The 23,016-nt window shown below is 62.6% G+C and carries 21 protein-coding genes; 8 read left to right on the top strand and 13 right to left on the bottom strand.

Annotated elements, in window-relative coordinates; all coding sequences use genetic code 11:
- Positions 1 to 99 precede the first annotated feature (99 nt).
- Positions 100 to 360: a ComEA family DNA-binding protein gene (locus FIV42_RS21835; RefSeq protein ID WP_141199749.1), complete on the bottom strand. Its 261-nt coding sequence runs from the start codon at positions 358 to 360 to the stop codon at positions 100 to 102.
- Positions 361 to 526: 166 nt separating this feature from the next.
- On the opposite strand from FIV42_RS21835, the gene murA reads away from it, so the two are divergent.
- Positions 527 to 1,813, top strand: a complete 1,287-nt coding sequence (gene murA, locus FIV42_RS21840) for a UDP-N-acetylglucosamine 1-carboxyvinyltransferase (RefSeq protein WP_141199750.1) — start codon at positions 527 to 529, stop codon at positions 1,811 to 1,813.
- Between the two features lie 192 nt (positions 1,814 to 2,005).
- Here murA and lipB read toward each other — a convergent pair whose 3' ends face one another.
- The 3 genes from lipB to FIV42_RS21855 all read right to left on the bottom strand — a co-directional run bounded on the left by lipB (position 2,006) and on the right by FIV42_RS21855 (position 5,191).
- Positions 2,006 to 2,731 (bottom strand): lipoyl(octanoyl) transferase LipB, encoded by a 726-nt coding sequence (lipB, locus tag FIV42_RS21845; RefSeq protein ID WP_141199751.1) that lies wholly within the window; start codon positions 2,729 to 2,731, stop codon positions 2,006 to 2,008.
- On the bottom strand, positions 2,728 to 4,281 hold the full coding sequence (locus FIV42_RS21850) for an HTH domain-containing protein (protein WP_141199752.1): 1,554 nt from the start codon (positions 4,279 to 4,281) through the stop codon (positions 2,728 to 2,730). Before FIV42_RS21850 ends, lipB begins: the two co-directional genes overlap by 4 nt.
- A gap of 619 nt (positions 4,282 to 4,900) precedes the next feature.
- A complete protein-coding gene (locus FIV42_RS21855; protein ID WP_141199753.1) occupies positions 4,901 to 5,191 on the bottom strand; it encodes a type B 50S ribosomal protein L31 in 291 nt (96 codons plus the stop codon).
- A 201-nt stretch (positions 5,192 to 5,392) separates the two neighbouring features.
- Here FIV42_RS21855 and FIV42_RS21860 point away from each other — a divergent pair, with 201 nt between their 5' ends.
- The 3 genes from FIV42_RS21860 (at position 5,393) to FIV42_RS21870 (ending at position 8,569) form a co-directional block, all read left to right on the top strand.
- Positions 5,393 to 6,355: an HAD family hydrolase gene (locus tag FIV42_RS21860; protein WP_168210854.1), complete on the top strand. Its 963-nt coding sequence runs from the start codon at positions 5,393 to 5,395 to the stop codon at positions 6,353 to 6,355.
- A gap of 82 nt (positions 6,356 to 6,437) precedes the next feature.
- Positions 6,438 to 7,400 (top strand): hypothetical protein, encoded by a 963-nt coding sequence (locus tag FIV42_RS21865; protein ID WP_141199755.1) that lies wholly within the window; start codon positions 6,438 to 6,440, stop codon positions 7,398 to 7,400.
- A 170-nt stretch (positions 7,401 to 7,570) separates the two neighbouring features.
- The gene (locus tag FIV42_RS21870; protein WP_141199756.1) at positions 7,571 to 8,569 is read left to right on the top strand and encodes an L-threonylcarbamoyladenylate synthase; all 999 of its coding nucleotides are present in this window, start codon (positions 7,571 to 7,573) and stop codon (positions 8,567 to 8,569) included.
- Here the strand turns inward: FIV42_RS21870 and FIV42_RS21875 are convergent.
- A complete protein-coding gene (locus FIV42_RS21875; RefSeq protein WP_222615290.1) occupies positions 8,550 to 9,770 on the bottom strand; it encodes a ferritin-like domain-containing protein in 1,221 nt (406 codons plus the stop codon). The genes FIV42_RS21870 and FIV42_RS21875 overlap by 20 nt on opposite strands.
- Before the next feature lie 18 nt (positions 9,771 to 9,788).
- Complete coding sequence (locus FIV42_RS21880; protein ID WP_141199757.1) at positions 9,789 to 10,277, bottom strand: 2Fe-2S iron-sulfur cluster-binding protein; 489 nt, start codon at positions 10,275 to 10,277, stop codon at positions 9,789 to 9,791.
- A gap of 201 nt (positions 10,278 to 10,478) precedes the next feature.
- On the opposite strand from FIV42_RS21880, the gene FIV42_RS21885 reads away from it, so the two are divergent.
- Both FIV42_RS21885 and FIV42_RS21890 read left to right on the top strand, forming a co-directional pair.
- Complete coding sequence (locus FIV42_RS21885) at positions 10,479 to 11,144, top strand: TetR/AcrR family transcriptional regulator (protein WP_141199758.1); 666 nt, start codon at positions 10,479 to 10,481, stop codon at positions 11,142 to 11,144.
- Between the two features lie 139 nt (positions 11,145 to 11,283).
- Positions 11,284 to 12,540 (top strand): acyl-CoA desaturase, encoded by a 1,257-nt coding sequence (locus tag FIV42_RS21890; protein WP_222615291.1) that lies wholly within the window; start codon positions 11,284 to 11,286, stop codon positions 12,538 to 12,540.
- A gap of 6 nt (positions 12,541 to 12,546) precedes the next feature.
- Here FIV42_RS21890 and FIV42_RS21895 read toward each other — a convergent pair whose 3' ends face one another.
- The 4 genes from FIV42_RS21895 to FIV42_RS21910 all read right to left on the bottom strand — a co-directional run bounded on the left by FIV42_RS21895 (position 12,547) and on the right by FIV42_RS21910 (position 16,022).
- Positions 12,547 to 13,470 carry a TIGR01777 family oxidoreductase gene (locus FIV42_RS21895; protein ID WP_141199759.1) on the bottom strand — a complete coding sequence of 308 codons (924 nt, stop codon included), beginning with the start codon at positions 13,468 to 13,470 and terminating at the stop codon, positions 12,547 to 12,549.
- A 12-nt stretch (positions 13,471 to 13,482) separates the two neighbouring features.
- Positions 13,483 to 14,292 carry a hypothetical protein gene (locus tag FIV42_RS21900; protein ID WP_141199760.1) on the bottom strand — a complete coding sequence of 270 codons (810 nt, stop codon included), beginning with the start codon at positions 14,290 to 14,292 and terminating at the stop codon, positions 13,483 to 13,485.
- A gap of 24 nt (positions 14,293 to 14,316) precedes the next feature.
- Positions 14,317 to 15,273 (bottom strand): MerR family transcriptional regulator, encoded by a 957-nt coding sequence (locus tag FIV42_RS21905; RefSeq protein WP_141199761.1) that lies wholly within the window; start codon positions 15,271 to 15,273, stop codon positions 14,317 to 14,319.
- A gap of 176 nt (positions 15,274 to 15,449) precedes the next feature.
- Positions 15,450 to 16,022 carry an RNA polymerase sigma factor gene (locus FIV42_RS21910; protein ID WP_141199762.1) on the bottom strand — a complete coding sequence of 191 codons (573 nt, stop codon included), beginning with the start codon at positions 16,020 to 16,022 and terminating at the stop codon, positions 15,450 to 15,452.
- Between the two features lie 218 nt (positions 16,023 to 16,240).
- On the opposite strand from FIV42_RS21910, the gene FIV42_RS21915 reads away from it, so the two are divergent.
- Positions 16,241 to 17,203, top strand: a complete 963-nt coding sequence (locus FIV42_RS21915; RefSeq protein WP_141199763.1) for a glutathione S-transferase family protein — start codon at positions 16,241 to 16,243, stop codon at positions 17,201 to 17,203.
- A gap of 7 nt (positions 17,204 to 17,210) precedes the next feature.
- Here FIV42_RS21915 and FIV42_RS21920 read toward each other — a convergent pair whose 3' ends face one another.
- The gene (locus FIV42_RS21920) at positions 17,211 to 18,005 is read right to left on the bottom strand and encodes an SAM hydrolase/SAM-dependent halogenase family protein (protein WP_141199764.1); all 795 of its coding nucleotides are present in this window, start codon (positions 18,003 to 18,005) and stop codon (positions 17,211 to 17,213) included.
- A gap of 182 nt (positions 18,006 to 18,187) precedes the next feature.
- Between FIV42_RS21920 and FIV42_RS21925 the strand changes: the two genes are divergently transcribed.
- Positions 18,188 to 20,275, top strand: a complete 2,088-nt coding sequence (locus FIV42_RS21925) for a hypothetical protein (protein ID WP_141199765.1) — start codon at positions 18,188 to 18,190, stop codon at positions 20,273 to 20,275.
- 96 nt (positions 20,276 to 20,371) lie between these two features.
- Here FIV42_RS21925 and FIV42_RS21930 read toward each other — a convergent pair whose 3' ends face one another.
- Positions 20,372 to 21,847 carry a deoxyribodipyrimidine photo-lyase gene (locus tag FIV42_RS21930; RefSeq protein WP_141199766.1) on the bottom strand — a complete coding sequence of 492 codons (1,476 nt, stop codon included), beginning with the start codon at positions 21,845 to 21,847 and terminating at the stop codon, positions 20,372 to 20,374.
- 345 nt (positions 21,848 to 22,192) lie between these two features.
- A complete protein-coding gene (locus FIV42_RS21935) occupies positions 22,193 to 22,573 on the bottom strand; it encodes an endonuclease domain-containing protein (RefSeq protein WP_168210855.1) in 381 nt (126 codons plus the stop codon).
- Between the last annotated feature and the right edge of the window lie 443 nt (positions 22,574 to 23,016).

The following is a 23,016-nucleotide window of genomic DNA, read 5'->3' on the forward strand; positions in this document are numbered from 1 at the left end:
GCGGGCTCGAACATTGAGGAGCGCAAAGAGGATGCTTGCCACCTCCAGAGGTATACCAGCCGTGCCCTCGACACAACCCGGCTCACGGTCGGCCCGGGTTCAACTGATGCCGATGCTGAAGTGACGCTCGAGCAGCTCGATCTTCTCGGAGGTGACCGTCGGGATATTGGTCAGCTCGTCGAAGGAGCGAAACGGCCCGATATCCTGGCGGTAGTCGAGAAGACGCTCGGCGGTCGCCTCGCCGATGCCCTCGATGGCCAGAAGGTCGTCGCGGGTGGCGTCGTTGAGGTTCATCTTTTCGAAGCCCGCCGGGAGGCCGGTCTCTTCGGAGCCGCGTCGGGGTTCTTGAGAGGAGGTCATGGTGGTCTCCAGTCTGGGATATGCTAACTGCCGGTGTTCTCTGAATAAGTAAGCAGTTTGGGGTGGGCTGCAAGGGGGGCGGCTAATAGCCTGTTCACACCACCGCGCACATGCTAAAACCAACGCGTTCTAAAACGTCGACAATTTCTCGAATACAAAGCAGTCCATGGAAAAGTTTGTCATTGAAGGCGGTCATCAGCTCAGCGGTTCGGTCACTCCCGGTGGCAGCAAAAACGAGGCTCTGCCGTGCTTGGCCGCCAGTTTGCTGACCGACGAAGAGGTCACGTTCAAAAATATCCCGCGGATCAACGACGTCGAGGTCATGCTCCAGGTCATCGAAGACCTGGGCGGCTGGTACGAGTGGGTCGGCGACGACGTGGTCAAGGTGCGCACCGAGAACGTCGAGAAATCGGCGCTCGACACCGAGCTGTGCAAAAAGATTCGCGCCTCGATTTTGTTCGCCGGAGCGATGCTCGGCCGGCGCGGCCGCTGTGAGCTCCCGCCTCCCGGCGGTGACGTCATCGGCCGGCGCCGCCTCGACTCGCACTTCTTGGCGCTCGAGTCACTCGGCGCCAGCATTGACGTGGGCGCCGACGCCTACGTCTTCGAGACCAACGGCCTCGAGGGCACCGAGATCTTTTTGGACGAAGCCTCGGTCACCGGCACCGAAAACGCCATCATGGCCGCGGTCGCCGCCAAGGGGAAGACGACCATCCGCAACGCTGCGTGCGAGCCGCACGTCCAGGGGTTGTGCCGCATGCTGGTGAGCATGGGCGCGCGCATCCAGGGCATCGGCACCAACATCTTGCACATCGAAGGCGCCAAGAGCCTGTGGGGTTGTGAGCACACCATCGGCCCCGACTACCTCGAGATCGGCAGCTTTGCGGGCCTGGCGGCGGTGACCAACAGCGTGTTGACCATCAAGGACGTGGTGCCCGAGGACCTGCGCATGATCCGTCTGGTCTTCGAGAAGCTCGGAGTCCAGACCGATCTGAAGGGCCGCGACCTCATCGTCCACGGCGACCGCGAACTCAAGGTGCAGCGCGACCTGCACGGCGCCATCCCCAAGATCGACGACGCCCCGTGGCCGGCCTTCCCGACCGACCTGATGTCGATCGCCATCACCGTGGCGACTCAGTGCGACGGCACCATCCTCTTCTTCGAGAAGATGTTCGAAGGGCGCATGTTCTTCGTCGATAGTCTCATCGGCATGGGCGCCCAGATCGTATTCTGCGACCCGCACCGCGTGGTCGTCGTCGGCCCGAGCCAGTTGTACGGCGCGACGTTGGAGTCGCCCGACATTCGCGCCGGTATGGCGCTGCTGTTGGCCGCGCTGGCCGCCAAGGGCGAGTCGACCATCTACAACGTGCGCCAGATCGACCGCGGGTACGCCAATATCGACGAGAAGCTCACCGCCATCGGTGCGCAGTTCGAGCGTTTGCCTGTGGAGTGACGCGTGACGCGTAGCTTGGCGGGGCCCCCCATCCGTCTGGCGCTATAAAACGCGCCAGACACCTTCCCCCGGGGGAAGGGCTGTCCTAGCGCTTCGCAATCACGTAGCTTTCCGCAACAGCATCCCTTCCCCACGGGGAAGGTGGCCGTAGCGAAGCGAAGGGCGGATGGGGGGGGCCTCGAAAAGCTACGCCTACAACCAATCACGCGTCGGCTTCACCCACTCGTCCTCCGCCGGCATCTCCATCTCGTGCGCGACAAGCTCCACGCCTAAGAAGTCGGCAAAATTCTGCAAGAACGCCTCGCGGAACTCGGCGAAGTCGCAGCCCTCTGCGCAGTAGTCGGTCAGCCGCGCCATCGGCGCGTTGGGCATGCCGCACGGCACGATCATCGAAAACCCGATCATCTCGTTGACCAGGTTCATGGCCGCCCCGTGGGTGGTCACGCCCGATTGGACGCGCATGCCGACGCTGGCGATCTTGCGGCTCGGTTCTTCGTGGGTGGTCCAGAGACCGGGGTGGTCGAGGTCATAGGCGGCCTCGACACCGTAGGGAGAGCAGGTTTGAGCCAGGCAGTTGGCCATGCCGCGGATCACGTCGACGACGCCCATGCCGAGCGCCTTGAGACGGATGACCGGGTAGACGACCAGCTGGCCTGGCTCGTGGTAGGTCGCCTCTCCGCCTCGGTCGATGCGGTAGACCTCGACGCCCTTGTCGGCCAACCACGCATGGTTGACCAAGTCGTCGAAGCTGCCGCGCTTTCCGAGGGTGACCGTCGGCGGGTGCTCGAGCGCGAGCACGTAGCCGATGAATTCGTCGTCCTCGCGGTTCTTGAGGCGCTCGCGCAACTGGAACTGGAACGCGAGCGCCTGCCCGTAGGGAACCTTGCCGAGGCGGAGCAGGGCGAGTTTCTTGGTCATGACTTCAGCGTTTCGATAAAGGCCGTGTCGACCATCAGGATCGGGGTGGTGTAGGCCTGCACGCCGATGCCGTGCTTGATGAGCAGCTCGACGAAGGTCGTGCGATCGATGAGCGTAATCGGAGCTTTGTCTTCCTGACGACTCTCGACCACGGCGTCTTTGCCGATATCACCCAGGTGGATGATCACACCTTCGGCGGCCGAGTAGTGGTGCAGCGTATCGCGAAGAGCGCTGACCGCGTCGGCCTCGAGCTCGTCTTCGGCCTCCAGGGTCACCTGGATGCACACGCGCACATCGGCCAGTCCTTGGCGCCAGTCGGCGGTGAAGTAGACGTCACCGTCCGAGGAGCGCTTCGAGACCTTGATGTTCTGGTAGCCGAGGCGCTCGAGCAGTGTCAGTGCGATATGCTCGAGGGCTTCGTCTTTGACGTCGATGAGTGCTTCGCCCAGATGGCCCAGGGTCTCCTGGCGAATCTCCTCGGAGAGGCTCAGGATGGTCTGTTCCTTGGCGATGGCGTCGCCCGGCAGGCCCCACTCGGTCAAGCCCCAGCGTTGCTGGTCGTACTGGGTGAACAGCGGGCGATGGCCGCGCTGGCGACGAATCTGATTGTCGTTAGCCAGAGCCGCCTGCACGGTGGCCGCCGGGTCGTGAGTGTGGAACTTGACGAGCTTGCGCTCGAAGATCTCGTCGGCGAGCTTCTCGATATCGACCGGCTTGCTCTTGCCATCCTGCAGCACGGTATAGGCCGCATGCGCGATGCCATCGAGGCGCACCGGGCCCTCTTCGAGGTGCTTGGTCAGATTGGCAACCGTGGTGGTCGCGCCGTTGCTCTGCTGCTGCTGCTGCTGACGGCCGTTGCGCGAGCGGCCGCGGTTTTTGGTGCGGCTACGCCGACGCTTGCTGCTCCGGCTGCTTTTGTTGCTCTGGCTGCTTTTGTTGCTCTGGCTGCTCTTGCTGCCTCGTGAGCTGCGCGACTTCTTCGTGCTTTCGTCGCTCTTCGAGCTTTTCGAGCTTCTGGAGCGCTTCGAGCCGCGGGAGCGTCGCGAACCTCGTGCACGCTTGCGACCGTTGGTCTTGTTCTGCGAGCTTTTCGAGCTTCGGCTCTTCTTTCCTTTGGAGCTTTTGCCCTTGGAGCCTTTACCCTTGGAGCGGCGCGAGCGACGACGGCTTCGGCGACGCTTGGGCTCTTCGGTCTCTTCTTCTTTCTGTTCGGCGGACTCTTCGGCCTCGACCTCCGACTCCTCTTCGCCCTGGCTGCGGCGCAGGCGACGACGGCGGGCCTCTTCGCGGCGTTCGCGTTTCTCTGCCTCTTCGTTGAGCTTGTCTACGGCCGTCTCGCGGATGGTGTAGACGCCGGGGCGCGTCTCGACGATGACCGATTCGCCGTGGCGGCGCACTTCCTGGGTCAACCTCGTCGACATGGTCTCGTCCGGCGACTTGCCCACGTGGGAGAGCAACTCGTCGCGCACGGCCATTTCAGTGATTTTTTTGTAATGGAGCGGACGGCCGGTACGGCGCAGCACTTCAACGGCGGCTTCAAAAAACGTCATCTTTTAGGCTCCTCGCGGTGGCGAGGACCTGTCAGCTCCGCAACCGGACCCATGTGTCCAGATTGCGCCGCACGCCCCGGGCTAGGTGCAAACGCACCTCGCCGGACACACAATCCCCTTCTGGGGGGATGTGCAACGGGGAACCCGTGTGGGAAGCTCTCTGGATCATGGGCAGTAGGAGGTCGTCTCTCGCCAGCGTCGCCGGCGTATCGCGCACGCCGCAGCGCAAATGCACCGCAGGCGTCGACTCACTGCCTCCAGTCAGAGCCGACCGGCAAAACCGGGCGACTCGCTAAGTGGCAGCGCGGAACTGAAAGTCCTCAGTGAAATCGTTTGCTCGAGCGCAACGCCCATTAGAGGCGCGGCGCCCGCATGATAAATTCTTTCTTCACGTTCACGTTCACGGTGGTGAACTCGCCGTGCGACGCGTTGATGGACGGGCGCACGGGTCGTCTTAGACCGTCTGATCGTGGAGACGCCCCATCAAGGGACGTCCTCTCGGGTACTTCACCTGAGAAACTCCACAGCCAGGCGATCCATTCCTTCCGAAAACGTAGGACTGGTATATCATTTGGCGGCCGGCCTTTCAATCTAAGGCCGGCCGGCGCAGTCCCGGCGCTTACTCGTCGGCGCCTTCTTCGCCTTTCGCACCAGCTGCTTCTTTCTCTTCTTGGGTGCTCAGGTTGTAGCGCTTCATGAAGCGATCGACGCGGCCTTCGGTGTCGACCAGCTTCTGCTTGCCGGTGTAGAACGGGTGGGAGAACGCGCTGATTTCGACGGGGATGACGTAGTGCTCGACGCCGTCGACTTCGCGGGTGTTCTTGGAGGTCATCGTCGAGCGGGTCACGATTTCGTGCTCGCCGTCTTTGAAAATGACCGGGTGGTAATCGGGATGCGTTTCGTTTTTCATGGTTATTACCTCAAATCTATGGTCGAAACCTTTGGTGGTCGTATAAACCTTTCCGTTTTCAAGGCGACGTTAGATAACGGACCAGCGTCTGAATTTCAAGGGCACAAAGCTGTTCTTTATTTCCATGTGGTTGACGCAGCCGCAAATCGCGTGGGAGATAGCCCGCGGCGAGGACGTCAGGGAGAAGTAATGGAGATGACAGTGCCACAGATCGAACAACTCAATTGGTCCGACGCGGTTTACACTCGGCTTTGTGACGCGGTCGACCGGGCCGTGGGCGGCACCGAGCGTCCGGTAGCGGTGTTCGACTTCGACAATACCTGCATCTTTCGCGATATCGGCGAGCTCTTCTCGCACTATCTGATCGATGAGATCGGCTACCGCTACGAACTCGACGCGTTCTGGCAGCTTATCGACCCTCGCGACGGCCGCGAGCATATCCGCGAGTTGACCGAGACATTGCTTGCGATGCCCGTCGACGAGCGGCGGACCTCCGACGTCTACGAGCAGTACCTCGCCGAGATGGGCGCGATCTACGCCCGCAAATACGTCCGCGAGGGCGCCGCGCCGTGTTACGAGTGGGCGGTGCGCCTGCACGTGGGGATGACCCCCGACGAGATCCGCCGGCAGACCGTGCGCGCCATGGAGCGCGAAATTGGCGGCGACATCGAGTGCGAGGTGCGGCGCACCCGACGTGGAGAAGACGTGCGCATCAACCACGGCATTCGCATCCACGAGGAGTTTCGTCGACTGATGCCGGCCCTCGAGGCGCTGGGGTTCGACGTGTGGGTCGTCTCGGCGACCAACCAGTGGACCGTCGAGACGTTTGCCGAACGCGCCTTCGACGTGCCGCGCGAGCGCGTGCTCGGCAACCGCGTATGCATGGGCGACGACGGCGTGCTCGGAGACGAGACGTGCCAGCCGGTGCTCTATCGGCAGGGCAAAGTCGACATCATCGCCCAGGAGATCGGCGCACAGCCGGCGCTCGTCTTTGGCGACTCGTTCACCGACTTCGAGATGATGTGCCACGCCTCCGAGCTCGCCGTGCTCATTGACCGGGGCAACGACGAGCTTCGCAGGGAGGCCATCGAGCGCAGTTTTGCAATTCAACCGCAAGAACGGCTAACCTGCTCGAGTGAGTGGGGCGGCGCTTCTTTCCAGTAGCTACCTCGCGTTTCTCTTCGTTTTAGATGCTGGGGAAGGTCCGTATATGCACGCACGCACTGTCGTTCTGCTCTCGAGTTTCATGGCCGCTGGTTGTCTCTCCATAAGTTGTTCGGACGACGACGCCGACAGTCGCTGGGATTTGCGCTGTGAGACGCAAGCCGATTGTCGAGACGGCGATTTGTGCCTCGAGGGCACCTGCACACCGGGCGGCGCCGACGTCGACGGAGGACCATCCGACGAAGACGGTAGTGACTCCGGGTTTGTCGACCCGTACGACTGCCAAGCACACGGGACATGTTGCGGCTCGACCCTCCAAGATATGGTGATGGATCCCGGCGTCGGAGATGCGCCCGTGGGCACCAGGGCGATCACTTGGCAAGTACATAACGGCGTCGATCTCGAACTCGATACGTCTCACCTCGGCACATGGCTCGGCACGCGTATGCTCGACGAGCCGATGGCGGTGGAGTGTCCGAGCAATGCCGACCAACTCGGCCTTCCTTGCCAAATTGACCGGGTGGTGCAGTTTCGGCACAAGGACGGGCGGCTCGTCGAGTTTCGCGTCGGCCTGCCGGCAGAAGCGCTCGAAGCCATCCCGTCGGACATCACCGTTGAAATCGACCATCTTCAGGACATCTTCGATGGTGTGACCTACCGCGTGGCCGTGCGCCGCAAGCCCAGTGACGAAGTCCTGTTGGTAATCGACGGCTACAGTGGCAGCGGCGACGAACTGCGACTCGACTACCCTACGTTCTCCGTCTATCTGCAGGGTGAGCTCGGCGACTACGGATCGGCGCACTGTATGGTGCCCGCGGATCGTTGCCAGCGAGTCTTGCGAGTCGATGATCTGCATATCGACGCCGACGCCACGCACGCACTCCCGCCGGGGCACACGAGAGACTTCTCCGCAGGGGGCGCCAGTTATCGCGCGTGGCATGTCGTCTCGACCCGGCGAGTCTACGGAGAGTGGGGAGGATGTACCGATCTGACGCCTCCCCATGCATCATTCGCCATCGTCGCCACTGACACGGCTCAACCTTGAAGCGACGCACGAGGTCCCGTAGTTAGGATGCGATAGATTCGACGCCGGAAGCGCGGCCCCCCGGAGACGGGACGGCACGGAGACGCACAATGTCGAAGGCGCCGTCGCGTTTAGTGTGTCCGAACTTCAGCGCCTCACATTCTCAGAGTTCAGCGAGCCGCAGTAGCACGATGACCATCCGACCCAATATTATCCGCGTCGACGCCGACCAACCGGACAAGGCTAAGCTCGAACCGGCCGCCGAAGCGCTGCGCGCCGGCGAGCTCGTAGCCATGCCCACCGAGACGGTCTACGGCCTGGGCGCCAACGCCCTCGACGAGGACGCCGTGGCCAAGATCTTTGCGGCCAAAGAGCGCCCGCCGACCAACCCGCTTATCGTGCACGTGGCCGCCATCGACGACGTCCACGCCATCGTGGCCGAGTGGCCGAACGAAGCTCAGTTGCTCGCCAAGACCTTCTGGCCCGGTCCGCTGACGCTGGTGCTCCCCAAGAAAAACACGGTCCCTGACACCGTGACCGCCGGCCTCGACACGGTCGGGGTGCGTATGCCGGCGCATCCGGTCGCCCGCGAGCTCATTCGACTCGCCGGCGTGCCCGTGGCCGCGCCCAGCGCCAATCGCTACACGGAAGTGTCGCCGACGCGTGCCGAGCATGTCGTCCAGAGTTTGGGCGAGGCGGTCGACGTGGTCGTCGACGGAGGGCCGACGCAGGTGGGCGTGGAGTCGACGGTCTTGTCGCTGGTAGGAGGGCGCGCCGAGATTTTGCGCCCGGGCATGGTCACCGGCGAGCAGATCGCGGTGGTTGTGCCTGACGTGGTCTATGCGAGCGACGCGCCGGTCGACGAACAGCTCAGCCGCCCGTCACCCGGCCTGGCGCGCAAGCACTATTCGCCGAATGCTCAGCTTCGCGTCGTCGACGACGTCGACACGCTGCTCGCGCTCTCCGGCGCCGATGAGGGCGCAGCCTGGCTGGTGCTCGAGGCCCCCGCCGCCCAGCCGCGCGGTCCGGTGGTCATCATGGGCCGCGAGCCGAGCGCCTACGCCGAAAAGCTCTACGCCGTGCTGCGCGATCTCGACCGACAGGGCGTCGACACGATTGTCGTCGAGCGTCCGCCCGAAGGCGACGCCTGGCGCGCCATCCACGACCGTCTCACACGAGCTGCTCAGTAAGCTCGTCGGCGTGGTCGTCGTCGAGCGCGTCCAAAAACTCTTGCTCGGTCATCTCGAGCGCGCTGGCGCCGCTGGCATATTTGAGCAAGCCGGCCTCGTCGTAGTGCTCGAGCATCCGCTCGCTCAGCAAGCCGATCTGGCGCAGGTTCGGGATCAGCCTCGAGAACATCACCTGGCGAAACTCGCGCATGCCCGGCATCTCGTTGACGCACTCTCGCCATTGTTTGCGCGTGAGTTTGTGGGCGAACCACTCCTCGTAGACCTCCCAAAACATGAAGCGCTCGCGCATCAGCAGGGCGATCTCGAAGACCCAGTCCTCCCGCTCTCGTCGCTCTTTTTCAGACAGTCGTTGGGTGATGTGGTCGCCCAGGGCGAGCACGCCGTAGTGGACGTGGCGCGCCTCGTCGAGGATGACGTAGCGCAGCATCTCCTTGAGCAGCGGCTCTTCGGTGAACCGGTAGATGACCCCGAAGGCACCGAGGGCGAGCCCCTCGACCATGATCTGCATGCCCAGAAATTTCATGTCCCAACGCGAGTCGGTCATCAGGGCGTCGATGATGGTGAACAGGTTGTCGTTGATGACGTAGAGCTTCTCGAGCTTCTGGTCGATGTAGCGGTGGAAGCTCTCGACGTGGCGGCCCTCGTCCATGACCTGGGTGGCACCGTACAGCTTGCCGTCGACCCACTCGACCGACTCGGTGACCTGAGCGGCGGCGTATAGTGCTCCCTGTTCGCCGTGCAGGAATTGCGACAAGATCCAGGAGGCGACGTCTTTTTTGAACCGGCGCGATTCGGTGGCCGACAATTTGACGCCGTAGTTTTCAGCGACCGACAGGTCGAGAAACTCGTCGGGCAGAAGCGGCACCTCCGGGTTGAGCGGGTCGACGTCGACGCTCCAGTCGACGTCGACCTCGGAGTCCCACTGGTTTTGTTTGGCGCGACGGTACAGCTCGCGCATCTCGGGAAAATCCGACGAGTAGTCCCAGTCGAAGCGCGCCGAGTGGCTCGCCGGCATATGGGTCGCCTCGTCCCTTCGTCCCAACTGCAGGACAAACCCTCGGCCGAACGACGGCAGCAGGTTCCCCAACACGCTCGGGTTTTTGACCTCCTGCAGGATACTCAGGGCTTCCAAGAGCGGTTCGACCTTCTGGCGAATTTTGACCGGCATCAAGCCTGTCATTCGCTCGACATGATCCAGCATGATTGCCTCCAATCAGAGTTAGAGCGACGCGACGATGATTTTGCCGTTGGGCCTGCCCACGCATGCTAGGCACATGCCGCTTTGGCGCTCGGCGTCGCTCAGGCAGTTGGGCCCGTCGTAGAGCACCTCGCCTTCGACGAGTTGCAGAGCGCAGGCGGCGCAACCACCCAAGGTGCAGCTAAAGTCGAGATCGAGACCGGCCTCCAGCCCGGCGTCCAAAATGGTCTGGCCGGGCTCGACGGCGATCTCGGCGCCGTGATCGGCAAAGATCACCACCCCCTCGGTGGTCGTCGTGGGCGGGGTGAGTTCGCCAGGCTCGGCCGGGCAGGGCGCTTCGAAAGGAGTTGGCCCGCCTACTTTGGCGTAGACGTTCGGATCCGTCAGTGCGCCTTCCCGAGCGACCGGTCGCCGACGGGTCGTCAGCGCTGTGGTCACGTCGGCGGCGTCTTGGCGCAATCGCCGCAGTCGACGCTGTACCCCTCGTGGAAGAAGTTGCGTCAGGCCCATGGGGCCTCCTTACCGGTGTCAGCCGGCCTTCGAGTGGAACCGTTTGACTTATTTCAACACATGTTGGAACAATAATCCAACAGCTGTGGGAATCAAGTGCTCGAGGTTCGTCGCTGCGCGACCGGAGGGGCGGGCTGTTTACATCTGACCGAACGGTCCGTACATCTTAAAGAGACGTCGAATCTCGAAGCATAGGAAGTGATGGCCAAGTCGAAACGAAAGAGAGCAACCCGCGCCAACGGGCGTGCCACGCGTGAGCGCATCATCGAGGAGGCCACCCGCCTCTTCGCCGACACGGGCTACGAAGCGACCTCGCTTCGCCAAATCGCCCAGGCCGCCGATATTGACTCGGCGACGCTCAAGTATCATTTTGGAGATAAGCCCAATTTGTTCGCCGAGGTGTACCGGCTGGGTCACCAGGAGTTTTTGGACGCGCTCGACCCGCTGCTCACCAGATTGCACAGCGTCGAGCGCCGCCAGGAGCTTCGCGACGTCCTCGATGATTTTGTCGTCGATATGCACGACTTCATCGAGGAGAACCTGCCGTTCGTCCGGTTGACGTTGTATCGGATGCTCGAGGACTCCGAGGACGTCATTGCGCTCGAAGAGGAGCTGCAGACGGTCGCCATTGCCACCCTCGAGCAGACCTTCAACGGGCTGATCGACCGAGGCATCATCCGCAGCGACGTCGATGCGCGCGCGTTCGTGGTCTTTATCGTCTCGTCGTTCAGCACCTGGCACGTCACCGGTCGAGTCAAGTCGCGCTGGCTGGGAGATCCGCCCCTCGACAGCCTCGACGGCCGCGCGCGCTCGGAGGCTTTTTTCATCGACCTGGTGGAGACCTACCTGCTCGGTGACAAGAATTGAGGTCGCGATGATAAAAACCGAGGTCTCGGTGATCAGAATTGAAGTCGAGGCATAGACCGAGCGGCTCGCTCGTTCACCTAAACGTCAAGCAGTAAATCGCTCGCACCATTCATTTGGACCCAATTGCACAAGGGTAATGATGTCTGCCAAATCTGCTTCCACCGATGGTGGGGAGTCGTTGTTTAAGAAGTCGATGTATATGGCGCGTTTTGCTGTGATTCACCTGGTCTGTCTAGCGGCGATCTGGACCGGGGTGAGCTGGGAGGCCCTGGCTATCTGTGGCGCGCTCTACGCGCTGCGTATGTTCGCCGTCACCGGTGGCTACCACCGCTATTTTGCCCATCGCACCTACAAAATGGGCCGGGTCATGCAGTTTATCATGGCCTTCTTGGCTGAAACTTCCGGCCAGAAGGGCGTGCTTTGGTGGGCTGCGCACCACCGCCATCACCACAAGTATTCGGACCAGCCCGAGGATGTGCACTCGGCCAAGCAGGAAGGCTTTTGGTATGCCCACGTCGGCTGGATCTTCTCGGAGCGCTGGGAGGGCACCGACGAAAGTCGCGTCAAAGACCTGATGCGCTATCCGGAGATCGTCTGGATCGACAAGTACCACTGGGTTCCGCCGACGCTGCTGGGCGTGGCCACCTATTACTTCGGCGAATGGATCGGCATCGGCGGCTGGCAGGCGGTGGTGGTCGGATTCTTCTGGAGCACCGTGCTCAGCCTGCACGCCACGTTCACCATCAACTCCTTGGCGCACCTGATCGGCAACCGGCGCTACGACACGACCGACGACAGCCGAAACCACTGGTTCCTGGCCCTGATCACCTTCGGCGAGGGCTGGCACAACAACCACCACCACTATCAAGCCTCGGTTAACCAGGGCTGGAAGTGGTGGGAGTACGACATCACCTACTACATTCTCAAGGTGATGAGCTGGGTCGGGTTGGTCCACGACCTGCGCACCCCGCCGGAGCACGTCGTCGAGGATCGGCCCCACCCGAAAGCGTTGGCGCGTCAGAAGGCTCGCCGGGAGCGGGAGCAGGCAAAGGCGACCGCGTCGAGCGCGATCGAAAAAGCCAAAGAAGACGCCTCGCGCTGGCTCGACGAGATCAGTGAGTATGCTCACTGCCGCGCGGTGGAAATGAGCGAGGTCGCCTCGCAGAAGGCCGAGGCCATCCGCACGAGCGCGCGTCAGGCCAAAGAGGATGCCTCGCGCCGGTTCGACGAGCTGAGCGAAGCGGCGCACTGCCGTGTGGTCGAGATGAGCGACAGCGCCACGACCAAAGTCGAAGAGATCAAGTTGAGCGCCGAGAACGCCCAGAAGGTCGCCGCTCAAAAGGTCGACGAGTTCGCCCGGTCGTTCCAGACCGAGCCGAAGCCCGAGTTGGGCTGAGAAGAACTACGACAACTCGTGACGAAGCGCGGCTTCGAGTTCCGGATAGGCGAACTCGAAGCCGCTTTCGTTTAGGCGGGTGGGCACGGCGCGCTGGCCGTTCAGAAGCATCTCTTGGCCCATCTCGCCCCCGCCGAGTTTCACGATCGCCTTGGGCAACGGAAAGATCGTGGGCCGGTGGAGCACGTCACCCAACGTGTCGGTAAACTCTTTGTTCGTGACGGGGTGGGGCGCGGTGACGTTGACCGGCCCGGTGAGTTCATCGTTGTCGACCAGAAAGGCGATGGCGCGCACCACGTCGTCGAGGGCGATCCAACTCATGTACTGGTCGCCGCTGCCGATGCGACCGCCCAAACCGAGCTTGAACGGCGTGAGCATTTTTTGCAGTGCACCGTCCTCGGTCGACAGGACGACGCCCAGGCGCGGGTTGACCGTGCGGATGCCGGCGTCGACCGCCGGCCGGCTCGCCGCCTCCCACTCCTCGCACACTTCCGCCAAGAACGTGTGGCCCGGCGCAGACGACTCGTCGACCACTTCAGGGCCGGTGTCGCCGTAATAGCCCACCGCCGAGGCCGACACGAATACATCAGGTGGGTTGTCGAGCCCGGCGAGGGTCTCTGCGACCAACCGCGTGCCCTGCCGCCGGCTCTCCATGATCGATTCTTTCTTTGCGTCGGTCCATCGCCCGAACAGGTTCTCGCCGGCCAAGTGGACGACCACGTCGACGCCTTCGAGCTTGTCGGCCTCGATTTCGCCCCCGCGCGGCTGCCAGTAGATATTCTGCGGGTTATCGGGCTGGCTGCGCCTCACCCGATGGATCGTGTAGCCGGCGTCGCCGAAGTAACTTCGTAGCGCCTGGCCGATCAGCCCGGACGAGCCGGTGATGGCGATTCGCTTGGCGGCAGGTTCATTCGGTGCGTCGTTGGCCATCACTCATTCTCCTCAAAAGAGTCGTGCTCGACGTTTGACGATTGTCTGGCAGTCGGTGCCGTTTGTGACGCGGCGCATCTCGAAGTGGTTCTTCTTGCTGTCGGGGTGGGCGCGGCTCTCGGGGGGATCGCCCAAAAAGATGCTCGTCGAGTCGACGACCACCTGTTCGAGGTTCCATTGTACGGCGCCCTCGATGTGATCCAGCCCCGAAAGTTTGCCTCGCAGCCGATCCCAGCCGCGGTGAATGATGTAGAGACTGCCATCGATGAGCCCGCTGACTCGTACCGTCATGCCCGGATGGCCGTCTCCATCTTGATCGAACACGCGCGGGTCATCGGCTTCGGTGGGCAGGTTCTCGCTGTTGGGCGCACGCAGCCGGACGCCCAAGACCTCGAACTTCCGAGGCACGTGCAGGTGGTATGCCCCATCTTTTTCGACGAGCCTTGCCGGGCGCTTGACCACGCCCATCGCAGCGACAAAGCGTTTGGGGATATGCGTCTCGACCACGTCGACCGAGCTGTGCACCTTGATGGCGCAGACCTCGGTTTGCATCTCGAGCTTCTCGCCTGTCTGAGAGATGTCGACTTTTTGAAGGGAGATGGTGCGGGTGACCACTTCGCCGACGATAGGCACCTCCGAGACGGCCGTGGTGACCACCTGCTGAGCCCAAGTGCCGCCCAAGTTGGGGGGCTGGTTGGCGGTGTCATCGGCAGACGCCTCCGCCTCGGTCTTGGCGGCTGCCACCGACGTACTCTCCTGAGCGGCGGCGGTGACCGGCACCATCAACAGACACAACACCATCGAGCTCAAAATCCGACGCATGCAACCTCCCTCGTGTATCACCAATCAATCTTTAGCGCGGCGAGCCAATTGCCGAGCCCATTCATACAATTCGTCCCAGCTGTTCAAGTGAATCTCTTGGCCTTCGGCGTGGGGACGTCCGGCGCCACCGACCACGAGTAAGACGTCGCGCGTCATTGCTGCGCTCAAAGCGGTGAGCATTCCACGCGCCTTTTGTTGATCATAGGCACGCGACACACTGATGATTACCGCTGCACTGCTCTGATGGTTGGCTGCGTCCGATATATCCTGCAGCGGTGTATCGGCTCCCAAGAAGACAACCTGGCAGCCAGCCAGAGCTACGACCACGGCGGCCATGTGCAGACCGAGGCAATGGAACTCGCCCGGTAGCGTCGTCATCACGATCTTGGGGCCGTCGGTGCGGTCGCTGAGCGGGCGCCATTGCCGGGTCAAAAAGTCTCGCAATCGCTCGCTCACAAAGTGCTCGTGAGACACGTGCAGCCGACCGTTGGCCCACTCTTCGCCGACGGCGTGCAGAAAAGGGCCGATGCGCTGGTCGAGGAAGCGAATGCCACCAAACTTGTTCCAGGAGCGGTAAAAGTGGTCCTCGACGGCGCTGCCATCCAACTCGCAGGTAGCTTCGAGCCACGGCTCGAGCCACTCTTCACGCATCAGCTCTTCAGAACTCTCGATCTCCGGCGGCGGTGCCGGCGGCTCCACATCGACCCGCGCGCCGCGACTGGTCAGCAGCAACTCACGCAGCGTCTCGATATCCTCGTCGACCACTTGACTGGGGCGGTGCCCGGCGTCGAGCGCTTCGGAGACGAGTCTCAGCCGAGCGACCGTGTCGACGTCGTAGACGCGGTGGCCTGCCTCGTTGCGATCCGGATTCGGAAAGCCGTAGCGGCGCTCCCAGGTGCGTATCGTCTCTTTTGGGATTCCCGTCGCTTGAGATAGCGCACCAATGCTCAAGGTCGGTTTGTCGGCGGAATTGCCGTTCATTCGTTCTCCAGGACAATGTCATGATCGACGACGCCGGCCGACAAACAGCCGACGCCCGCACCCACTCGGGTGTCCCCGGTTAGATGCAGGGCGCTCGATAAATGGTACATCGCGGTTGGCGTCGGTGTCGATGAGTACCTTTTGAACAGGGGTTGTTCAAGCGCTGTTCAGCAACTTCAAGCGCTCGCCAGCAAATAGCCGCTCTCGAGCTTCTCGCGCAGACCCACGCGCAGCCGGTGCAGACGGGTTTTGACCGCCGCCTCGGTGAGATCGAGTTTCTCGGCGACCTCCTCCTTGTCGACCCCGTTCCATTCCATGTCGACGTAGACCACGGTGTTCTTCTCGTTGCACTCCTCGAGGTACTCCATGATCTCGGCCAAGATCTGCTTGCCGGCCAAGTGCTCATCGGGGCGCTCGTCGAAGTCGCCTTCGTCCTCGCGGTGGCGCAGCGCGTGGAGGGTGTCGTCCTCCAGGGGCACCGGGTGGCGCTTGTACTTGCGCGTCTTCATGCGCGCTTCGTTGACCGCGATGCGGTACATCCAACTCCACAGCGCGCTGTTTTGTCGGAAAGTGTCGATCTTCTCGCACACCTTGAACAGCACGTCTTGAGTGACCTCTTCTGCGTCCCACTCGTCTTTGACCAAGGGAAGGACCACCGCGAAGATGCGACCGCGGTACGTCTCGCACAGGTGTTGAATGGCGTCGGTCTCGCCGGCGATGAGTCGGTTGATGAGCTGTTGTTCGTTCATTGTTCATTCTCCCTGGGGTTCTACCTTGCCAAGGTCTGAACTGATTATGAACAATGGTTGAACAGGGTCAAGTGTGAATGAACAGGTTTTGGCCCTGTTCAGTTCTTTTTCATGTAAACGGACTGTTTCCGCAGGTGAACTTGACGGGGCGGTCGATGGGGGCCATTGCTCTAGGGAGCGTAAATTATGAACACCCCCTACATATCGAGGCACCCCCTATGGGCAAGATGATCGACGGAGAGTGGACCACGGAGTGGTACGGCAGTGATGAAGAGGGGCATTTCCAGCGCGAGGACACAGTCTTCCACGGCCGGGTCGACGCCCAGCCCGAAAGTGAACACCCCGTCGAGTCGGGGCGCTATCACCTGTACGTCTCCTGGGCGTGCCCCTGGGCGCACCGGACGCTCATCGCGCGCACCCTCCTGGGGCTCGACGAGCATATCTCCATCACGGCGGTCCACTGGTTCATGGGCGACGAAGGCTGGGAGTTTCGCCCCGACGAAGATCCGGACGCCCACGCCGACGCGATCAATGGCAAAGAGTTCCTGCGCCAGATCTACAAGCAGGCTGACGACCACTACACCGGCCGCGTGACCGTGCCCGTGCTATGGGACAAGGAGAAGGGCACGATCGTGAACAACGAGTCGCGCGAGATCTTGCGCATGTTCTCCACCCAGTTTGGCGAGTTGGCCAACGGTGAGATCGATCTTTGCCCCGACGAACTGCGCGAGGAGGTCGATCGCGTCATCGACGAGATCTACGAGCCGGTCAACAACGGCGTCTACAGCGCCGGGTTCGCCGACTCCCAAAAGGCCTACGACGAGGCGGTCGACACGCTGTTCGACGCGCTCGCCCACTGGAACGAGGTGCTCGGCGAGCAGCGCTACCTGTGCGGGGACCAGTTCACCGAGGCGGATATCTGCATGTTCACCACGCTGGTGCGCTTCGACCCCGTCTACGCCACCCACTTCAAGTGCAACCGCCACCGGCTCCTCGAGTTCGACAACCTGTGGAACTACACCAAAGAGATCTACCAGATGCCGGGCGTCGCCGAGACGTGCAATCTGCGCCACATCAAGAACCACTACTACCAGAGCCACCCCACGGTGAACCCCAAGCGTATCGTCGCTCAGGGCTTCGAGGTCGACTACGACGCTCCGCACGATCGAGATCGGTTTTGATTTCTATCTACTCCTTCTCCACCCCCACTGTCTGTCCCTGCGCCGCCCCGAAATGACGGGCGGCGCTGCCGTCGCGCACCGCGATCTCGAGCTGGCCCGAGCTGCCGAAATAGGCCAGGGGCCTGCGCTTGGGCACGCTCGCGAAGGTCTTCATCAACGGGACCCGCTCGCCGTCGAGGTCGATGCGCGGGCGGGCGCCGTCGAGCCAGTCGGTCAACTCCCTGTCGGACAAGTTGGTGATGAGGTTGCCGAAGCGGTCGACGTGGATGACGTGACACTCGATGCGCTCGTTGTGCAGAAACGGCGCGCTCGGGGGAAGACGCACGAGGTCGGCCGGGTCGAGGTGCGTGCCCAGCGTTTCGAGGTTGGCTCCTGCTGCCAGGTGCCCGCTGACCGGCGCGAAGATGTCGCGGCCGTGAAAGGTCGCGCTGACTTTGGGTAGGTGGAACTCCGGGTTATCCAGCACCACGACCCGATTGGGCGAGTACTTCTTGAGGACCATGTCGAAGAGCCCGTTGTCGGGCCCTACGCATACAAACGACCCGGTGTCGATCGCCACGCTTCGGCGAGTGCTGCCCACCCCCGGGTCGACCACACCCATCAGGATGGTCCCCTCCTTCAGATACGGGGCCGCGCTCGACAGCAAGTAAGCTCCCGAGAGCAAATTCTGTGGGGGCACCTCGTGACACAGATCGACGAGCTGCACGCCGGGGCAGATGCCGTCGATGACGGCCTTCATGATGCCGACGTAGTTGTCTTTGAGGCCGAAGTCGGTCAGCAGGGCGACGGTCGGAGTGTTCATGGAGCTGAGGGGTTGAGGGTCGAGAGGTTTCGGGGCTCGGAACCGTAAAGGTAGGTACAGGGAGCCGCCTCGCCACTGTCAGTCACGGGGTCTGCTGACCGATCGTTTAACTTCGCTGCGTTTTCTGGCATGCTCGGCGCGTTGTCATACAGCTGTCACGTACTCTTTGTTGAGGTAATGTCATGGATTGCAGTGCATGTGTGCGCTCGCCGCGTAGACGTTGGCTCCTCGCGCTCGGTTTCGCCACGATGGTGGCTGCCGCGGGGTGTTCGGATGATGGAGATAATAACCAGACGGGCGGCAATAACCTGTCCGATGCGGGCACCGACGTACTCGCCGATGTGGACGCCAGCACCGACGTGGCCCCCGACGGGTCGACCGTCGACGAGCAGCCCAGCTGCGACCCCCTGCAGCCGGAGTACTGCGCGCTGCCGTGGCCTTCGAGCCTCTTTTTGAAGGCCGACGACACCCGCGCGACCGGCTACACGCTCAACTTCGGTGAGGAGACGCTTCCGATCGCCGAGGCCGGCCCCAACGAGGGCACGAAGACCAACCCCGAGCCGTACCGCCGCCTCGACGGCTACACGCCCGGCCAGCCGCTGATCACGCTGTTCCCCAACGTGGACACCTCCGCGATGGCCGGCGAGGAGAGCATCGAGAAGTCGGTGGAGACCGACTCGCCCATCGTGTGGCTCGAGGTCGACAACAGCGGCAACGTCGTGCGGCGCATCCCTCACTTCGCCGAGCTCGACAAGCGCGCCGACGACCCCAGCGAGCAAGTCTTGTTCGTGCGCCCGGCGGTCATCCTCGACGAGGCGATGCGCTACGTCGTCGCCTTCCGCAACCTGCAGGACACCTCCGGCACCGCCATCGAGCCGAGCGAGGCGTTCCAGAAGCTTCGCGACGGCGACACCGACGGCGACGCGCTTTTGGCCGCCCGTCAGGCGCGCTTCGACGAGATCTTCAGCATCTTGGAAGGGGAGGGCATCCAGAAGAGCGAGCTGACCCTGGCGTGGGACTTCGTGACCGCCAGCAGCGACTCGCTGCACGGCCCGATGCTCCACATGCGTGACAAAGGCTTCGAGATCTCAGGCGAGCAGGGTCCCGAGATCGAGTTCACCAAGGTCGAAGAGCACACCGAGGCGGAGCATGACTGGTGGTGGCTCGAGATCGAGGGCACCTTCGAGTCGCCCAGCTTCATGACCGAGAAAGAGATCGAAGGCCAACCCGGCCCGGTGATCAACTGGGGCGACGACGGCAAGCCTGCCCAGGACGGCACCCACGTGCAGAAATTCTGGCTGTACGTGCCCCACAGCGCCCGCGACGGCAGCGACCACGGCCTCATCCAGTACGGCCACGGCCTGCTCGGCGCCGGCTCGCAGACCGGCGGAAGCTTCAACGGCAAGATCGCCAACGACCACAAGTTCATCTTCTTCGGCACCAGCCTCGCCGGCATGAGCGACGAGGACGTGCCCAACGCGGTGTTCGCGCTGGGTAACCTGAGCGGCTTCCCGTTTATGGCCGACCGCCTGCACCAGGGCATGCTCGAGTACCTGCTGCTGGCTCGCTCGATGCGCGAGCGCCTGCCGACCCACGCCGAGATCACCGACCGCAGCATCAGCGTCAACAGCGACGAGCTCTTCTACTCGGGCATCTCGCAGGGCGGCATCTTCGGCGGCACTTACATGGCCCTGTCCACCGACGTGATCTATGGCCACCTGGGCGTGCCGGGCAACAACTACTCGACGCTACTGCACCGCTCGGTCGACTTCGACCCGTACTTCACGATCATGAACCGCTCGTACACCAGCCCGATTACCCAGGCGCTGGCCCTGTCGACCATCCAGCTTCTGTGGGCCCAGACCGAGCCGGTCAGCTACCTTCGCCACATCACCGCCGAGCCCTTCCCGGGCAACGACCCGCACTATGCGATCTTCGCGCCCGCCAAGGGCGACTACCAGGTCTCGGTGATGACCAACGAGATCGCCGCGCGCAGCGACATCGACATCAAGCTGATGGCCAACTACGGCAAGGACGTCGCCCTGGTCGACGAAGAGCCGTACCCGTACACCGGCTCGGGCGTCGTGCTCTACGACTTCGGCAACCCCTGGCCCGAAGCCGGCAACAGGCCGCCGGCCGAAGACGACCTCGGCGACCCGCACGGCAAGCCGCGCCGCCAAGACCACCACAACGAGCAGATGATCCACTTCTTCCGCAACGGCGGTGAGATCATCGACGTGTGCGGCGGCGATCCGTGTACGCCTGAATAAGGTTACTAAAGGGAACTTAGGGTAACTAAGGGAAACTTAGGGTAACTAAAGGGAACTCAGTAACCCTTAGTAACCCTTAGTAACCCTTAGTAACCCTTAGTAACCCTTACCAACCCACTTCTCGATGTAGCGCCCGACGCTGTACTTGCGTCGGGTGCTCTTCGAGGTCATGTACCGCACCTTCCCGAAGATCTCCCGCTCCGGCCCCCACGGCCGGTCGTAGCGCCCCAGCGTCCAAAAAATCCCGCTATATGAGTTCGGGTCGCGCCCATCGAGGGCGTACTTGTTGTTGAGCTCGATCATGATCGCGAGCGCCTCCTGGGGTGACGCGCTCCAGTGCAGGATCTTCTTTCCCCACAACATCCGCAGGTAGTTGTGGATGCGCCCGTCTTTGACGAGTTGCATCTGCGAGGCGTTCCACAGTTCGTCGTGGGTCTGCGCCTTCTCGAACTCATCGAGGGTGTAGACGTGCTCACGCGGGTCGTCGGCGTGCTCCTCGAGGGTCGCGATGGCCCAGTCGGGCAGCGACTCCCATGCGTCGTAATTCTCGACGTAATGGCAGGTGTTGTAGCTGACTTCACGCCAGGTGATGAGCTCTTCGAGGAACGACTCGGCGTCCTCGCTCAAACCCCACCACCCCTCGCGCTTGCCCTTGGCGTTGTCGGCGAGGTCGTCGAACCCCCAGCGCTCCTGCTCGAGCACCGCGCCCACGATCTCGTGGGTCGAAATGTGGCCGAAGTGAAGGTACGGCGACAGCCGACTGGTGTGGTCGTCCTCTGGATAGTTGCGTCGGTTGCCGTAGCCCTCGAGGCGCTCGGTCAAAAACGTCTGGAAGCGCTCGCGCGCCGCCTCCTCGCCGCCGGGATGGGCGGCGACGGGTTGAACGTCGTGGTCGATGGGCAGCGTGGTCACAAACGCGGGGTCGGCGAGCTCGTCGAGCGTCGCCGCCGGCCACCGGTCGGTGATCTCGGCCGGCAGCCGGTCGAGCTGCGGCAACTGCTTGCCTACGAGCGGATGGCGGCGCGGAAACGTGTCGAGATGCTCGCGCCCGTGCTTCTGGAACCAACGCCGAAAGTCGTACGCCCGCTTGTAGGCCTTGCCCGGCGCACGAAGCGGCACGATCCCGTTCGAGTCGACCTTCTCCAGGCGCACGTCGAGCTGTGCGGCCGCCGCCGCGGTCATCCGGGGCAAGAAGAACGCCGGAAACTCGTCGGTCACCACCGCCACCGCCCGCTCGCCGAGCGCCGCGAGCAAGCCCTTGCCCGCGTCGTGCTCGCGCTCCAGGTACGGAAAATACGTCACGTTTGCATCGGCGAGCCGGCGCGCCTTGTCGGCCATCCCGTCGATCACGAACTGGTGCAGCCGCTCACTCGCCCACGGATACTCGCTTCGCAGCGGCTCGAAGATCACCAGCGGCACCTGGTGAGTTTGGGCGAGCTCGACGGCATGCTCGAGCGCATAGTTGTAGCTCAGCCGCCGCTGGGCGGTCATCCAATAGACGACGAAGTCGCGCTCGGGGCGGATGGGGGCGTCGTTGCAGGCGTTGATGCGGAGTTTGGGGATGGTCGACATAGGGTTCCTTGGGGAAACTTCGTTTGGAGGTGGGATGCAAGTGGGCCGGGGGGCGTTGCATGGGATGGTGATTATGAAGGTCTGGCAGGTGTTGGGGCTTCGAGGATTGGAGGCCTTGCCGGTTCGCAACCTCAACCCCCCGGCGCTTTGCGCCTGCCCCCCTTCGGCCGGCGACTGCGGCCGTAGGGGGCGAATGGTCGGCTTGTTGGGGCGTTCGAGGTTATTGGAGCAACCATTTCCTCCCCAACGGCGCAGTCAGCCGTTAGGGGAGGTGCCCGAAGGGCGGAGGGGTTGAGGTTCCGAGATCTGCAAGACCCTCAAAGGACGACCCCAACCCCGCAACGCTTACTCTTCCCCATCCCTCTCCGCACAAGCACATTCGATCTCCTCAAGCACCTCCTCGATGCGCTGGTAGATATCTTGGACTGAGAAGCGAAGCATCTTCACGCCGTATTGCTCTTCTAGCGTCTCGGTGCGGGCTTCGTCCTTTTCTGCGAGATCCTCTCGACTATGGACTGGCCCGTCGACCTCGACTGCGACCTTCCGCTTGAGGCAGTAGAAGTCGATGATGAACGGCTCCAGAACGTACTGACGTCGAAACTTGTATCCGCCGACTTGGCGGCGGCGTAGGCGTGCCCAGAGTCGCTTTTCAGGCCACGTCTGGTTCTTACGCAGCCAACGTGCGCGTTCGAGAAGTTGTGCTCGGTCGTTGTATTGGTGTTTCACTGTACTCTCCTGCGTAGAAGGTCGAATGAAGTACTCATTACGGTTTTCGGCGCAGGTGGGTGTTTTGTTGCGTGAGTGGGGGCGATTTCGGGAAGGGAAGGGGTTGGGAGAGGGATTTTCTCTGTTGGTGGCCTTGCCGACTTGCAGCGTCAATTCCCCGGCGTTGAGGTTGTTCTTTGGAGGCCTTGCTGGTTCGCAACCTCAACCCCCCGGCGCTTTGCGCCTGCCCCCCACGCTTCGCTTTGGGGGGCGAATGGTCGGCTTGTTGAGGCGTTTGAGGTTGTTGGGACGATCCCCCGAGAACCTAAAACGGTTATTGGAGCAACCATTTCCTCCCCAACGGCGCAGTCAGCCGTTAGGGGAGGTGCCCGAAGGGCGGAGGGGTTGAGGCCGCGAACCAGCAAGGCCACCGTCCCGAAAGCCCCCAGAAAAGTGGTCGCTCG

Origin of the sequence: Persicimonas caeni (assembly GCF_006517175.1) — a bacterium.
GTDB classification, from domain to species: domain Bacteria; phylum Myxococcota_A; class Bradymonadia; order Bradymonadales; family Bradymonadaceae; genus Persicimonas; species Persicimonas caeni.